The organism is Xenophilus sp. Marseille-Q4582, assembly GCF_916700565.1.
Lineage (GTDB): Bacteria > Pseudomonadota > Gammaproteobacteria > Burkholderiales > Burkholderiaceae_C > Xenophilus.
On the sequence record NZ_CAKAKO010000006.1, the window covers coordinates 886,356 to 901,139 of the forward strand.

The 14,784-nt window shown below is 68.8% G+C and carries 14 protein-coding genes; 7 read left to right on the top strand and 7 right to left on the bottom strand.

Annotated features, from left to right (window positions below):
• Positions 1-17: 17 nt before the first annotated feature.
• Together LG388_RS24380 and LG388_RS24385 are read left to right on the top strand one after the other, a co-directional pair.
• Positions 18-848 carry a proteasome-type protease gene (locus LG388_RS24380; protein WP_225785132.1) on the top strand — a complete coding sequence of 277 codons (831 nt, stop codon included), beginning with the start codon at positions 18-20 and terminating at the stop codon, positions 846-848.
• A 55-nt stretch (positions 849-903) separates the two neighbouring features.
• A complete protein-coding gene (locus LG388_RS24385; RefSeq protein ID WP_225785197.1) occupies positions 904-1,710 on the top strand; it encodes an alpha/beta hydrolase in 807 nt (268 codons plus the stop codon).
• 35 nt (positions 1,711-1,745) lie between these two features.
• Here LG388_RS24385 and LG388_RS24390 read toward each other — a convergent pair whose 3' ends face one another.
• From LG388_RS24390 to LG388_RS24420, 7 genes are all read right to left on the bottom strand, one after another.
• Positions 1,746-2,432: a GntR family transcriptional regulator gene (locus LG388_RS24390; RefSeq protein WP_225785133.1), complete on the bottom strand. Its 687-nt coding sequence runs from the start codon at positions 2,430-2,432 to the stop codon at positions 1,746-1,748.
• 27 nt (positions 2,433-2,459) lie between these two features.
• The gene (locus LG388_RS24395) at positions 2,460-2,636 is read right to left on the bottom strand and encodes a hypothetical protein (RefSeq protein WP_225785134.1); all 177 of its coding nucleotides are present in this window, start codon (positions 2,634-2,636) and stop codon (positions 2,460-2,462) included.
• Between the two features lie 3 nt (positions 2,637-2,639).
• A complete protein-coding gene (locus LG388_RS24400; protein WP_225785135.1) occupies positions 2,640-3,728 on the bottom strand; it encodes an IS5 family transposase in 1,089 nt (362 codons plus the stop codon).
• 82 nt (positions 3,729-3,810) lie between these two features.
• A complete protein-coding gene (hydA, locus tag LG388_RS24405; RefSeq protein WP_225785136.1) occupies positions 3,811-5,265 on the bottom strand; it encodes a dihydropyrimidinase in 1,455 nt (484 codons plus the stop codon).
• Positions 5,266-5,275: 10 nt separating this feature from the next.
• Entirely contained in the window at positions 5,276-6,004 is a 729-nt protein-coding gene (locus LG388_RS24410) for an amino acid ABC transporter permease (RefSeq protein ID WP_225785137.1), read from the bottom strand.
• An 82-nt stretch (positions 6,005-6,086) separates the two neighbouring features.
• Positions 6,087-6,914, bottom strand: coding sequence for an ABC transporter substrate-binding protein (locus LG388_RS24415; RefSeq protein ID WP_225785138.1), 828 nt, complete (start codon positions 6,912-6,914; stop codon positions 6,087-6,089).
• A 71-nt stretch (positions 6,915-6,985) separates the two neighbouring features.
• Positions 6,986-7,879: a dihydrodipicolinate synthase family protein gene (locus LG388_RS24420; protein WP_225785139.1), complete on the bottom strand. Its 894-nt coding sequence runs from the start codon at positions 7,877-7,879 to the stop codon at positions 6,986-6,988.
• A 119-nt stretch (positions 7,880-7,998) separates the two neighbouring features.
• On the opposite strand from LG388_RS24420, the gene LG388_RS24425 reads away from it, so the two are divergent.
• From LG388_RS24425 to LG388_RS24445, 5 genes are all read left to right on the top strand, one after another.
• Positions 7,999-10,944, top strand: a complete 2,946-nt coding sequence (locus LG388_RS24425; protein ID WP_225785140.1) for an FAD-dependent oxidoreductase — start codon at positions 7,999-8,001, stop codon at positions 10,942-10,944.
• A gap of 3 nt (positions 10,945-10,947) precedes the next feature.
• A complete protein-coding gene (locus LG388_RS24430) occupies positions 10,948-12,228 on the top strand; it encodes a M20/M25/M40 family metallo-hydrolase (RefSeq protein WP_225785141.1) in 1,281 nt (426 codons plus the stop codon).
• A complete protein-coding gene (locus LG388_RS24435; protein ID WP_225785142.1) occupies positions 12,225-12,959 on the top strand; it encodes an amino acid ABC transporter ATP-binding protein in 735 nt (244 codons plus the stop codon). The genes LG388_RS24430 and LG388_RS24435 overlap by 4 nt, the downstream gene beginning before the upstream one ends.
• Positions 12,960-13,044: 85 nt before the next feature.
• Positions 13,045-13,554 (top strand): hypothetical protein, encoded by a 510-nt coding sequence (locus LG388_RS24440; protein ID WP_225785143.1) that lies wholly within the window; start codon positions 13,045-13,047, stop codon positions 13,552-13,554.
• Between the two features lie 82 nt (positions 13,555-13,636).
• Positions 13,637-14,725, top strand: a complete 1,089-nt coding sequence (locus LG388_RS24445) for an IS5 family transposase (RefSeq protein WP_225785144.1) — start codon at positions 13,637-13,639, stop codon at positions 14,723-14,725.
• Positions 14,726-14,784 lie beyond the last annotated feature (59 nt).

The following is a 14,784-nucleotide window of genomic DNA, read 5'->3' on the forward strand; positions in this document are numbered from 1 at the left end:
GCGAGTCTTCCTCGATCATGACTTATTGCGTAGGCATCAAACTCAACGCCGGCCTGGTGTTCCTGTCCGACTCGCGCACCAACGCGGGCGTGGACCACATTTCCACCTTCCGCAAGATGATCGTGTACGAGAAGCCGGGTGACCGCACCATGGTGCTGCTGTCGGCCGGCAACCTCAGCATCTCGCAGTCGGTGCGCGAGATCCTGCAGGTGGAAGAGCTCAAGGAGCGCAACGAGTCTGGCCAGCCCATCACGATCTGGAACGCGACCAGCATGTTCGACGCCGCGCGCGTGCTCGGCAGCGCCGTGCGCCATGTGTACGACCGTGACGCCGAGTCGCTCAAGCATGCGGGCGTGGACTTCAACGTCACCTTCATCTTCGGCGGCCAGATCAAGGGCGAGGCGATGCGGCTGTTCCTGGTCTACTCGGCCGGCAACTTCATCGAGGCGACCAACGAGACGCCCTACTTCCAGATCGGCGAATCCAAGTACGGCAAGCCGGTGCTGGACCGCGTGCTGACGCCCGACACGCCGCTGCAGGAAGCCGCCAAATGCGCGCTCGTGTCCATGGACTCGACCATGAAGTCCAACCTCTCGGTCGGCCTGCCGCTGGACCTGGTGGTCTACGAGGCCGGCCGCCTGCAGACCGACAAGATCGTCTGCATCGACGCCGAGAACCCGTACTACCGCATGATCCACAGCGGCTGGGGCCAGAAGCTGCGCGAGGTCTTCGACAGCCTGGAAGACCCGGTGTGGGACGACGCCGCCACCGAGCATCCGCTGAAGATGCCGGCGGCGCGGCACGAGGTGCTGCGCAAGATCACGACACCGCAGGAACGGCTGATTTGAAAAGGCTGAGCCGCAACCTGTGAGCCCATCCTCCGACGCCGCGCGCCACGCGGCCCTGCCCCCCATCGTCTTCTCGCACGGCAACAGCTTTCCGGCCAGCACCTACCGCGTGATGCTCGACAGCCTGCGCTCGCGCGGCTTCACCGTGCACGCGATCGAGAAGTTCGGCCACGACCCGCTCTACCCGGTCAGCAACAACTGGCCGCACCTCGTGCGCCAATTGCACGATTTCGTGCTGCCGCTGGTGCAATCGGCCGACGGCCAGGCGCCTTTCCTGGTCGGCCATTCGCTGGGCGGTTTCCTGAGCCTGATGTGCGCCGCACAGCACCCGCAACTGGCGCGTGGCGTGCTGCTCATCGACTCCCCGCTGCTCGACGGCTGGAAGGCCGGCGCCCTGGGCCTGGCCAAGCGCACGCCGCTGATGAAGCGCTTCTCCCCCAGCCTGGTGAGCCGGCGCCGGCGCGACCAGTGGCAGGACCGCGAGGCCGTGTACGCGCATTTCCGCAGCAAGAAGGTCTTCGCGCGCTGGGACCCGCAGGTGCTGCACGACTACATCGACCACGGCACCTTCGCGAACGGCGATGCGCGCGCGCTGGCCTTCGAACGCGACGTGGAAGCCGCCATCTACGACGGCCTGCCCCACAACCTGGGCGCGCTGCTGCGCCGCCATCCGCTGCAATGCCCGGCCGCCTTCATCGGCGGGCGCCAGTCGGCCGAGATGAAGCGCGTGGGCATGGCCGCCACGCTGCGCATCACCCAGGGCCGCGTGATCATGCTGGATGGCACGCACCTCTTTCCGATGGAAAAGCCGCTGGCCACCGCCGCGGCGGTGGAAGCGGCCCTGCGCAACATGCTGGACTGATCGAGGGGCAACCGGGGCCCGGCTCGGGCCCGGTTTCAATCGATCAGCGCGCGCTTGACGTCGTCCTGCAGGCTGCGCAGGTGGGCACGCATGGCCTCGCGCGCCTTCTCCGGGTCGCGCGTGCGCAGCGCGGCCAGGATGTCGCCATGCTCGTCATGGTTCTCGCGCTGGCGATGCAGGGGGCTGTGCAGGCGGAACAGCCGCGCGTTCACGCGCAGCTCTTCCACCAGCCGCGGAAAGACCACGTTGCCGCTGCCCGTGGCGATGAAGGCATGGAAACGGTCGTCGAAATGCCAGTGCTCGATCTCGTCGTGCTCGCCCACGTTGAGCGCGTCGATCTCGGCCTGCAGGCGATCCAGCTCGGCCGGCTCGATGCGCGTGGCCGCCAGGGCGATGGCCTCGCACTCGATGACCTCGCGCGCGCGCATGCAGTCGAAGTATTCCTTGGTGCCCAACGCGCGCACGGCGTAGGAACGCGCATCGCGCCGCACCAGCAGGCCTTCGCCCGCCAGCCGCACCAGCGCCTCGCGCATCGGCGTGCGCGAGATGCCCAGCTCGTCGGCCAGCCGCCCTTCCTGCAAGGGCGCGCCTGCGTGGATCCGGCGGTCGAGGATGAGCGTGCGCAAGCGCTCGTAGGCCTGCTCCGCCAGGCTGGCGGAGCGCACTTCGAGCGGCGCGATGGTGATGGTGGCGGGCTGCGCCGGGCTGGGAAGGCTTGGCATAAGGGACTCGCTGGGCGCCGGAGCTTATCAGTCCGCAGGCAGGGCGCGCGTGCCTAGCAGGCCGTTGAAAAAATGCTCATCGAACGCGCCAGGGTCGTGGATTTCGAAGAAACGGATCGCCCAAACTGGCCTGCGCAGCGATTGGAGCGGCCATTTCGGCCTGTTTGCAGGCCGTTTTGCCCGTTCCGGGCGCACGTATCCCATGGTTCACGCATGATGCGCGTCCCACCAGCCGCCCAGACTGCCCATGCGCACCAGGTTGTAGGTGGCAAAGCACAGCAGCGCCTGGCCCGCGAGCTTGGCCTGACCGATCAATTTGGTCTTGGCCAGACCACCCACTGTCTTGATCCAGCCAAAGGCCTCCTCGATGCGCTTGCGCACTTTGAGGCTGGTCTTGTAGCCCTCGTGGCGCCGGATGCGGCCATCGACCGCCGAGTGCTTGTCCTTGGCCGCCACGTGTGGCGTGACTTTGAGCTTTCGGCAGCCCTTGATGAAGGCCTGGCTGTCGTAACCTTTGTCGGCCCCGACCGTGGCCCGCTTGTTCTTGTTTCCCCGGCGTTTGAGCATCGCCAGCGCCGCCTCGCGCTCGGCGGTGCCACTGGCATGTGTGATCTCCACATCCACGATCAGCCCGTTGCGGTTCTCCATGAGGATGTGCCCCATGTGGCACAGGCGAGATTTGTCGCCCGCGCTCTTCTTGAACAGCCGGGCATCGGCATCGGTGGTGCTGGCGTGGGTGTCGTTGCAGCGCTCCTGCCCTTTGAAGTTCACCTCGGGGTTGCGTCCGGGTGGCGTGCCGCTGTCGTCGTCTTTGCGTTTGAAACTCTTGTGCGAGGCCCAGGCCTCAATCAGCGTGCCGTCCACGCTGACGTGTTCGTCGCTGGCAAGCCGGCCCCACTGGGCGCTGAGCTTGACGCGCTCGAAGAAGGCGCGCGCCAGGTCTTCGTTGAAGAGGCGTTCGCGGTTGGCGCTGAAGGTGGAGTGGTCCCAGACCTTGTCTTCAATGTTCAGGCCCACGAACCAGCGGTACAGCAGGTTGTAGTTGACCGCCTCGACCAGCTGGCGTTCGCTGCGGATGGAGAACAGGATTTGCAGCAGCAAGGCCTTGAGCAGCATCTCCGGCGGCACCGAGGGGCGGCCACGGCGGGCGTACACCGCTTCGAACTCGCTGTTCATGCTCGACAGCAGCGCATCCACCACGGCGCGCAACTTGCGCAGCGGGTGTGCCGCTGGCACTCTTTCTTCAAGGCTGATGTAGCTAAACATCGCCCCCTGGAAGTCTTGGTTGCCTCTCATCTTTCTTGTCGCAGTTGTTCCGGGATGGCTTCAGATCGTAGCGGCCGACGCGGACGCTCGCAGGGGATTTTTCAACGGCCTGCTAGAGCCATTTGTCGAGCGGGTTCGAGGCGCGCGGGAGCTGTGGCCGCAGGCAGGGCAGGAACTCGCCCGAACCCGGCTCGGCCAGGAACCGGCCCTCGTGCCACACCAGGCGGCCCCGCGAGACGGTGGTGGCGGGCCAGGCGCGCATGCGCATGCCTTCGTAGGGCGTGTAGTCCACGGCGTGGTGCAGCATCGCGTTGACGAGCACGCGCTCCTGGCCTTCGGGGAACCGGTCCCAGACCACGAGGTCGGCGTCGCTGCCTACGGCGATGGTGCCCTTGCGCGGGTACAGGCCATACAGGCGTGCCGGGTTGGTGGCCGTCAGCTCCACGAAACGGTGGATGTCGATGCGCCCGCCCAGCACGCCTTCGCTCATCAAGAGCGGCAGGCGCGTTTCCACGCCCGGCACGCCATTGGGAATCCGGTCGAAGGAGGCCACTTCGCCCGCGGCGCGCTTGCCGTGCGGGCCTTCCATGCTGAAGGGCGCATGGTCGGAAGAGACGATGGTGAACAGCCCGCTGGACAGACCGTTCCAGACGAACTGCTGGTTGGCCTTGTCGCGCGGCGGCGGGCTGCAGATGCAGCGCGCGCCGTGCAGCGGATCGTCGGGGTCGATGCCCAGGTCTTCCGCGCTCAGGAACAGGTACTGCGGGCAGGTCTCGGCATGGATGGGCAGGCCGCGCCCGCGTGCCCAGTGGATCTGCTCGATGGCCTCGCGGCCCGACACGTGCACGATCAGGATCGGCGTGTCGATCAGCTCGGCCAGCGCGATGGCGCGGTGCGTGGCCTCGCGCTCCACGGCCATGGGCCGCGACGTGGCGTGGTAGCGCGGGGCCGTCAGGCCGGCATCCAGCAGCTGCTCGGTCAGCCACGCGATGCAGTCGCTGTTCTCCGCGTGGATCATGGTCATGGCGCCATGCTTGCGAGCCGTGGCCAGCACCTCGATGATCTGCCGGTCGCCCAGCTTCAGGTCGTCGTAGGTCATGTAGATCTTGAAGGAGGTGTAGCCCTCCCCGATCAGCTTCGGCAGCTCGCGCTGGGTCACGTCCTTCGTGGCGTCGGCCACGATCAGATGGAAGGCGTAGTCGATCACCGCCTTGCCGTGGGCGCGCCGGTGGTAGTCGTCCACCGCGGCCTGGATGGTGCCGCCCTTTTGCTGCAGGGCGAAGGGCAGCACGGTGGTGGTGCCGCCGCAGGCCGCCGAGCGCGTGCCGGTGAAGAAGTCGTCGGCGTACTTCGAGCCGTCGTTGGTCGGCTGGTCGAAGTGGCAGTGGCCGTCCACGCCACCGGGCGTGACCAGGCGGCCCGCGGCGTCCAGCTCGCGCGCCGCTTCGCCTTCCAGGCCCTGGGCGATGGCGACGATGCGCCCCTCGCGCACGCCGATGTCGGCGGTGTAGCGGTCGCCGATGGTGGCGATGTCGGCGTTGCGCACGATGAGGTCGTAGCTGGGCATGGCAGGCTCCTCAGCGCTGTTCGACGACGGCCGCGGCGGCGGCCTCGCCCTGGGCCGGCGCGGCAGTGTTGCTGTAGGCGCGCCCGAAGTGGCGTTCGATGCGGCGCTGCACGAAGTCCCACGCCGTCGTCATGACCAGGTAGTAGATCGCCGCCACGATGAACAGCTCCAGCACCATGAACTTCTCCTGGATCAGCACCTGCGTGCGGCGCAGCAGTTCCTCCATGGAGATGACGGAGGCGATAGAGGTGGTCTTGAGCAGCCCGTTCACGCTGTTGCCCAGCGTGGGCACGATCAGCCGCAGCGCCTGCGGCATCACGATGTAGCGCATGGCCTGCGCCCCGCTGAAGCCCACGGCCCGCGCCGCGTTCGTCTGGCCCAGGGGCACGCCCTGGATGCCGCCGCGCACGATCTCGGCCAGGTAGGCCGCTTCATTGAGGATCAGGCCCAGCAGCGCCGACTCGATCACCGACAGGCGCAGCCCCAGCTGCGGCAGGCCGGTGTAGATGATGATCAGCTGCACCAGCAGCGGCGTGCCTCGGAACACCCAGATGTAGAAATGGGCCGGGACCGAGAGCCAGCGGTATTTCGACAGCCGCGCCAGCGCGAGCGTGCAGCCCAGCACCAGGCCGCCCGCGATGGCGGCCAGCGTGAGCCAGAGCGTGGTGACCGCGCCGCCGAGGATGTACGGGTTGAACAGGTAGTCGAAGAAGCCCGACCAGCTCCAGCCTTGTGCCATGAGGATCCTTGATTCAGTTCATTGGGAGGCAAGCCGCCGCGTCATGCCTCCGGGGCATCCGCGGCGGCGCAGCGCGCAGGCGTCAACCCGCCGGGCCCTTGACGGCCACGGCGCCGTCGATGGCCTTGACGCCGTACTGGTCGAACAGCTTCTGGAAGCTGCCGTCGGCCTTCATGTCGTTGAGCACCTTGGCCACGGCATCGGCGAGTTGCCTGTTCTTGGTGGCCAGCGCCACGGGCGTGGGGAACAGGCCGTGCAGCACGCGGTCGAATTCGCCGCGCTTCTGGTACTCGGCGGCGGTGGAGTCGATGGACAGCGCCACTTCGACCTGGCCCGCGCGCAGCGACTGGTAGGCCATCGCGAAGTTCTCGAAGGTGCGGATGGTCATGCCCTTCATGCCCTTGTCAGTGAGCTGCTTGTCCAGCTCGCGCGCCTTGCGTTCCTCGAAGCCGCCGATCTCCACGCCGATGCTCTTGCCCGACAGGTCTTCGGGCTTGGCGATCTTCAGCGGGTTGCCCTTGACCGTGCTGATGCTGATCGCCTGGTCTTCGTAGGGCAGCATCTGCATCAGCCTGGCGCGCTCGTCGGTGTAGAAGATGCCGGTGTTGATCAGGTCCCAGCGGCCGCCCTGCAGGCCGGGGATCATGGCCGAGAACTCGATGCGCACGTACTCGGGCGTCAGGCACAGGCGCTTGGCCACCATCTCGCCCAGTTCCACGCGCATGCCCTTCAAGGCACCGGTCTGGTCGACGAACTGCATGGGCGGCAAGGTCGGGTTCACCGACATCACCAGCGTGCCCTTCTTGACCAGGGCCGAATCCGGCACGGGCGACTTGCAGGCCTGTGCATGGGCATGGCCGGCGCCGAGGACCAGGAAAGCGGCGGTGGCGAGAGCGGAAAGCGTTTTCATGACGAATCCTTCGAGCGAGTGGGAGGGAGGGAAAGGGAGCGGGCGAGAACGGGCTGGACGGCGCGCCGCGCTCAGGCGATGGAGCCGAGCAGGCCCAGCCGGTCCAGTTCGGCGCGCAGCAGCCGGGCATCGGCCTCGGGCAGCGGCAGGCGCGGCGCGCGCGGCTGGCCCACGGGCAGGCCCATCATGCCCAGGCCGTCCTTGGAGGCCGCCACGTAGCGGTGGCCGCCAACCCAGCGCACGATCGGCAGCATCTTCTTGTAGAGCGCCAGCGCCTCCGGCTGGTTGCGCTCGTCGGCCACCAGCTCGAACAGGCGGGCCGACATCTTCGGGATGAGGTTGGAGCACACGGCCACCCAGCCCTGCGCGCCGAGCCAGAAGGATTCGTAGCCCAGGATGCCGGCGAAGACGGTCATGCGGTCCCCGCACAGCTCAATGATGTCGCGCACGCGCGTGACCTCCAGCGTGGACTCCTTGATGTACATGCAGTTGTCGATGCGCGAGAGGCGGGCCACCAGTTCGGGCTTGAGGTCCACGTTGGCCGTGGCCGGGTTGTTGTAGACCATGATGGGGATGTCGATCGCCTCGCCCACCTTGCGGTAGTGCGCGAACAGCTCGTCGTCGGTGGGCGTGCTGTAGAAGGGCGGGATGATCATCACGCCGTCCGCGCCCATGGCCTGGGCTTCGCGCGACAGGCGCACGCATTCGTCCGTCCACTCCGCCCCCGTGCCGATCAGCACGGGCACGCGTTTTGCTGCAGTGCTCACGCAGGTCTCGATGACCAGTTGCCTTTCCTCGGGCGTGAGCGACAGGAACTCGCCCGTGCTGCCCAGCGGAATCAGGCCGTGGATCCCCTCTTCGATCTGCCAGTCCACCAGCTTCTTGAGTGCTGGCACATCCACCGACTTGCCGTCGGCGGTCATGGGGGTGATGAGCACCGTATAGGTGCCTCGGAAGGCGGTCATGCGCGTCCTTGGTTCAAAAATCGGATGACGGGGCGATTGTATACGTGTAGTATACGTATACCGAATGCAAAGTCAAACACGCGTCTGACTTTCCATTCGGCCCCTTTCGTTCTCCGTCCATGAGCGCCTCACGCCTCCACCACCCTTCCATCCGGGCCAGCGGCCGGCCCATCCGCTTCTGGTACGACGGCCAGCCGGTCGACAGCCTGGAAGGCGAGACCATCGCCGCCGCCCTGTCGGCCGCCGGCATCGCGCAGATGCGGCACACGCGCAGCGGCGAACGCCGCGGCCTGTACTGCGGCATGGGGGCCTGTTTCGACTGCCTGGTGACGGTGGACGGCCGCGCCAGCCAGCGCGCCTGCCTGACCAAGGCCAGTGACGGCGCGCAGGTGCGCTCGGCCATGCCGGCCGGCACGGCCGACGACCCGCTGGAGCCGCTGGTGCCCGAAGCGCATGAAGCCGCCGAAGTCATCGAGACCGAGCTGCTGGTCGTGGGCGCCGGCCCGGCCGGCCTGTCGGCCGCGCTGGCCGCCGCGCAGGCCGGCGTGCACGTCATCGTGCTCGACGAGCGGCCCCAAAGCGGCGGCCAGTTCTTCAAGCCGCTGGCCCCGTCGCACGCCGCGGCCACGCCCACCGACACCCAGTTCGCGCAGGGCCTGGCCCTGGCGCGCGCCGTGCAGGAAGCCGGCGTGCGCGTCATCCAGGAAGCCCAGGTCTGGGCCGCCTTCTCGGCGCAGGAGGTGGGCGCCGTCATCGGCGGCCGCGCCACCACCGTGCGCTGCCGGCAGCTGGTGATCGCGCCCGGCGCCTACGAGCGCCCCGCCCCCTTCCCCGGCTGGACGCTGCCCGGCGTGATGACCACCGGCGCCGCCCAGACACTGGCCCGCGCCTACCGCGTTTCGCCGGGGCAGCGCATCGTGATCGCGGGCAACGGGCCGCTGAACCTGCAGCTCGCGGTCGAGCTGATCGGCGGCGGCGCCCAGGTGCTCGCGGTGCTCGAATCGGCGCCGCGGCCTTCGCTGCGCCATGCGCGCGACCTGGCCCGCGCCGCGCGCAACGCGCCCGACCTGCTGCTGCAAGGCTGGCGCTACCTGCGCCAGCTGCGCGCGCACGGCGTGCCGGTGCTCTGGGGCCAGGCCGTCACGGGCGTCGAAGGCGCGGAGCGGGTGGCGCGCGTGCACACCGCCGCGCTCGATGCCGTGGGCCAGCCCTGCGGCACGGCCCGCAGCTTCGACGCCGACACGCTGTGCGTGGGCTATGGCTTCGTGCCCTCCACCGAACTCGCGCGCATGCTGGGCTGCGAGCACCGCGTGGCGCCGCGCCACCTGGGCCACCCCGCGACGGTGACGCGCGAAGACGGCGCCACCGGCATCGAAGGCGTCTACGTCGTCGGCGACGGCGCCGACCTGGGCGGCTCGCGCGTGGCGCTGGCGCGCGGCACGCTGGCCGGTGCGGCAGCGGCGCGCGCGTTGGGCAAGACTCCCCCCGACACCACCGACGCGCGCCGCCAGCTGCAGCGCGCCGCCGAGTTCCAGCAGGCCCTGTGGTCCCTCTACGCACCGCCGCCGGTGCGCCTGGCCGAGCTGCCGGACGACACCGTGCTGTGCCGCTGCGAGGAAGTGCGCTTCGGCGACGTGCGCGCGCAGATCCGCGCCGGCCGCGACACGCTGGCCGCGATCAAGCGCAACACGCGCCTGGGCATGGGCCGCTGCCAGGGGCGCTACTGCGCCATCACGGCGGCCCGGCTGGTCCAGGAGATGACCGGCCGCGCGCCCGAGGCCGAACAGTATTTCGCGCCGCGCCCGCCGGCCAAGCCGGTGCCGGCCGGCGCCCTGGGTTTCGAGAAGCCCGAATGGGGCGGACACAAACCCGCTATCACCCCCAACCTCGCGCGGCCGGTCGAGGGCGGCGCGCTGCCGGCGATGCAGGCCGACGTGCTGGTGATCGGCGGCGGCGTGCTGGGCGCCTGCATGGCCTACTACCTCTCGCTGGCCGGGCAGGACGTGCTGGTGGTCGACCGCGACGACCTGAACCTGCAGGCCTCGGGCGCCAACGCGGGCAGCCTGCATGTGCAGCTGCTGTCCTTCGACTTCGGCGCCAAGGCACAGGCGGGCGGCGGCCCCGCGGCCGCCACGCTGCCCCTGGGGCCGCTGTCGGTGCGGCTGTGGCAGGAGATCGAACGCGACACCGGCGAGGACCTGGAGATCAAGGTCACGGGCGGCCTCATGGTGGCCGACAGCGAAGCCGGCATGCGCTTCCTGCAGGCCAAGGTCGCGCTGGAGCGCAGTTACGGCATCGAAGCGCATCTGCTCGATGCCGAGGAACTGCGCCGCCTGTCGCCGGCCCTGTCCGAATCGCTGCTGGGCGCCGAGCTGTGCCCCATGGAAGGCAAGATCAACCCGCTGCGCGCCACCTATGCCGTGGCCGCACAGGCGACGAAGCGCGGCGCGCGCTTCGTGCGCGGCTGCAACGTCACGGCCATCGAACGGCTGCCCGGCGATGGGGCCGGCTTCCTGGTGCAAACCTCGCGCGGGCCGATCCGCGCGGGGCGGGTCGTGAACGCCAGCGGCGCCTGGTCCAGCACCGTGGGCGACATGCTGGGCGTGCGCATCCCCGTCAAGGGCGCGCCGCTGCAGATGATCGTGACCGAGCCCGCGCCGCCGCTGGTGGACCACCTGATCGCCCATGCCGACCGCCACCTGAGCCTGAAGCAGGCCGCCACCGGCGGGCTCATCATCGGCGGCGGCTGGACCGCGGCCTTCCACGAAGGCATGCGCCTGAACCGCGCCGAGCGCGACAGCATCGAGGGCAGCCTGTGGGTCGCGCGCCAGGTGCTGCCGGCGGTGAGCGGCCTGCACATGATCCGCTGCTGGGCCGGCATGAACGTCAACATCGACGGCGCGCCCATCCTGGGCGACGTGCCCGGCGTGCCCGGCTTCTACAACGCCGTCACCTCCAACGGCTACACGCTCGCACCGATCTCGGCCCGCCTGGTCACCGACCTGATCGTGCACGGCCGCACCGACGTCGACCTCACCCCTTTCCGCATCGACCGCTTCCTCTGAGCCATGACCCCTGACAACGCCCCGGCGCGCGCGCAGTTGCGCCATTTCATCGACACCCATTTCGACGAGCAGGTCGCCACCCTGGCGCGGCTGGTGCAATGCCCGTCCGACAACCCGCCCGGCGACTGCCGCCCGCATGCCGAACGCACGGCCGAACTGTTCGAGGCGATGGGCTTCACGGTGGAGCGCCATGCCGTGCCTGACGCCTTCGCACGGCAGCACGGCATGCGCAGCGTCACCAACCTGATCGTGCGCGAGCGCTTCGGCGACGGCCCGGTCATCGCGCTCAACGCGCACGGCGACGTGGTGCCGCCCGGCGACGGCTGGTCCTGCGACCCGTACGGCGGCGAGGTGCGCGACGGCTGGCTCTACGGCCGCGGCGCCGCCGTGTCCAAGTCCGACTTCACCACCTACGGCCAGGCGCTGCGTGCGCTCAAGCACGCGCATGCGCAGGGCACGCCGCTCGCGGGCACGGTAGAACTGCACCTGACCTACGACGAGGAAACGGGCGGCATGACCGGCCCGGGCTGGCTGCTGGCCGAAGGGCTGAGCCGGCCGGACTACGTGATCTCCGCCGCCCTCTCCCACCACGTGGTGGTGGCGCACAACGGCTGCCTGCACCTGGAAGTGACGCTGCGCGGCCTGTCGGCCCATGCGGCGCGCCCGGAGACCGGCCATGACGCCATCGAAGCCGCCGCCACGCTGCTGCCCGCGCTCTACCGCTACCGCGACAGCCTGGCGCAGCGCCCCTCGCAAACGCCCGGCATCGGCCACCCGACCATGGTCGTGGGCCTGATCGAAGGCGGCATCAACACCAACGTGGTGGCCGACCGGCTGAGCCTGCGCATCGACCGCCGCATCGTGCCCGAGGAATCGCCCGAGGCGGTGGAGGCCGAGCTGCGCGCCGTGATCGAAGAGGCCTGCGCCCCGCTGGCCGGCATCCGCGCCGAGGTGCGCCAGATCCTGCTGGCGCGTCCCTTTACGCCCGCGCCCGGCAGCGAGGCGCTCACGGCCCTGATGTGCCGCGAGGCCAGCGCCGCCATGGGCCAGGAGGTGACGCCCATCGGCGTGCCGCTGTACACCGACGCGCGCCTGTATGCCGAGGCCGGCATTCCCACCGTGATGTACGGCGCCGGCCCCAAGAGCCTGATCGAGGCCAACGGCCACCGCGCCGACGAGCGCGTGCCGCTCTTCGAGCTGCGCGCCGCCACCGTGGCCGTGGCCCACGTGCTGCTCGAACTGCTGACCCCCACCGCCATCCCCACCCCAGGAGAGAACCCATGATCGAGATTGAACAGGTGAGCAAGTGGTACGGCGCCTTCCAGGTGCTGACCGACTGCACGACCACCGTGCGCAAGGGCGAGGTGGTGGTGGTGTGCGGCCCCTCGGGCTCGGGCAAGTCCACGCTGATCAAGTGCGTGAACGCGCTCGAGCCCTTCCAGAAGGGCCGCATCCGCGTCGACGGCATGGCCGTGGGCGACCCCAAGGTCAACATGAACCGGCTGCGCTCGCGCGTGGGCATGGTGTTCCAGCATTTCGAGCTGTTCCCGCACCTGAGCATCGAGCAGAACCTGTCGATCGCGCAGTGCAAGGTGCTCAAGCGCAGCCCGGCCGAGGCGCGCGAGAAATCGCTGGCGCTGCTGGCCCGCGTGGGCCTGTCGGCCCATGCGCACAAGTACCCGGTCCAGCTCTCGGGCGGCCAGCAGCAGCGCGTGGCCATCGCCCGCGCCTTGGCCATGGACCCGATCGCGATGCTCTTCGACGAGCCGACCTCGGCCCTGGACCCGGAGATGGTCAACGAAGTGCTGGACGTGATGGTGCAGCTGGCGCGCGAAGGCATGACCATGATGTGCGTGACGCACGAGATGGGCTTTGCGCGCAAGGTGGCCGACCGCGTGATCTTCATGGACCGCGGCCAGATCATGGAAGACTGCGCGAAGGAAGAGTTCTTCGGCCACCCCGAGCAGCGCAGCGACCGCGCCCAGCAGTTCCTGTCGAAGATCCTGGCGCACTGAACCCGCCACGCCGGCGGCAGTCCGGACGAATTCACGGATGAATTCACAATGGCGTGACATTCATTTCTGTCCCAGACTCGCCGGCATGAAGGATCCTGCGCCCGCTTCCCCGCCGTCCTCACCCGCCCCGCCGCAGCCCGGCGCCCCCGCACAGGCGCTGCTGACCCGGCTGAAGCCGCTGGCCACGCAGCACCTGGCCGCCGCGGCCCCCGCCGCGTCGCCCGGCGTGCCGCCCTGCGTGCTGTTTCTCGCCCTCGGCCATGAAGCGGCGCGCGCGCAGGTGCTGTGCGTGACCGGCGCCGATTTCGAGGCGGCTTGGGCCGCGGCCGCAGCCGCCGTTGAGCACGCGGCGCGGCGCCTGCCGGCCGCGCCGGCCTGGCTGCGCATCGACCGCGTGGCCCAGGTGCAGGCGCTCCCCTGGGCACAGCTGCAGGCGCTGCTGGGCCAGGTCAAGCGCAACTACCTGCGCTCGGGCATCGCCTTCGATGCCGGCTTCACCCATGCCCTGCTCGAGCAGGAACTGGGCGCCAATGCCATCCTCTACGACGGCGATCACGAGGCCTGCACGCCCAACGCCGCCAACCTGCGCGCCTAGCAGGCCGTTGAAAAATCCCCTGCGAGCGTCCGCGTCGGCCGCTACGATCTGAAGCCATCCCGGAACAACTGCGACAAGAAAGATGAGAGGCAACCAAGACTTCCAGGGGGCGATGTTTAGCTACATCAGCCTTGAAGAAAGAGTGCCAGCGGCACACCCGCTGCGCAAGTTGCGCGCCGTGGTGGATGCGCTGCTGTCGAGCATGAACAGCGAGTTCGAAGCGGTGTACGCCCGCCGTGGCCGCCCCTCGGTGCCGCCGGAGATGCTGCTCAAGGCCTTGCTGCTGCAAATCCTGTTCTCCATCCGCAGCGAACGCCAGCTGGTCGAGGCGGTCAACTACAACCTGCTGTACCGCTGGTTCGTGGGCCTGAACATTGAAGACAAGGTCTGGGACCACTCCACCTTCAGCGCCAACCGCGAACGCCTCTTCAACGAAGACCTGGCGCGCGCCTTCTTCGAGCGCGTCAAGCTCAGCGCCCAGTGGGGCCGGCTTGCCAGCGACGAACACTTCAGCGTGGACGGCACGCTGATTGAGGCCTGGGCCTCGCACAAGAGTTTCAAACGCAAAGACGACGACAGCGGCACGCCACCCGGACGCAACCCCGAGGTGAGCTGCAAAGGGCAGGAGCGCTGCAACGACACCCACGCCAGCACCACCGATGCCGATGCCCGGCTGTTCAAGAAGAGCGCGGGCGACAAATCTCGCCTGTGCCACATGGGGCACATCCTCATGGAGAACCGCAACGGGCTGATCGTGGATGTGGAGATCACACATGCCAGTGGCACCGCCGAGCGCGAGGCGGCGCTGGCGATGCTCAAACGCCGGGGAAACAAGAACAAGCGGGCCACGGTCGGGGCCGACAAAGGTTACGACAGCCAGGCCTTCATCAAGGGCTGCCGAAAGCTCAAAGTCACGCCACACGTGGCGGCCAAGGACAAGCACTCGGCGGTCGATGGCCGCATCCGGCGCCACGAGGGCTACAAGACCAGCCTCAAAGTGCGCAAGCGCATCGAGGAGGCCTTTGGCTGGATCAAGACAGTGGGTGGTCTGGCCAAGACCAAATTGATCGGTCAGGCCAAGCTCGCGGGCCAGGCGCTGCTGTGCTTTGCCACCTACAACCTGGTGCGCATGGGCAGTCTGGGCGGCTGGTGGGACGCGCATCATGCGTGAACCATGGGATACGTGCGCCCGGAACGGGCAAAACGGCCTGCAAACAGGCCGAAATGGCC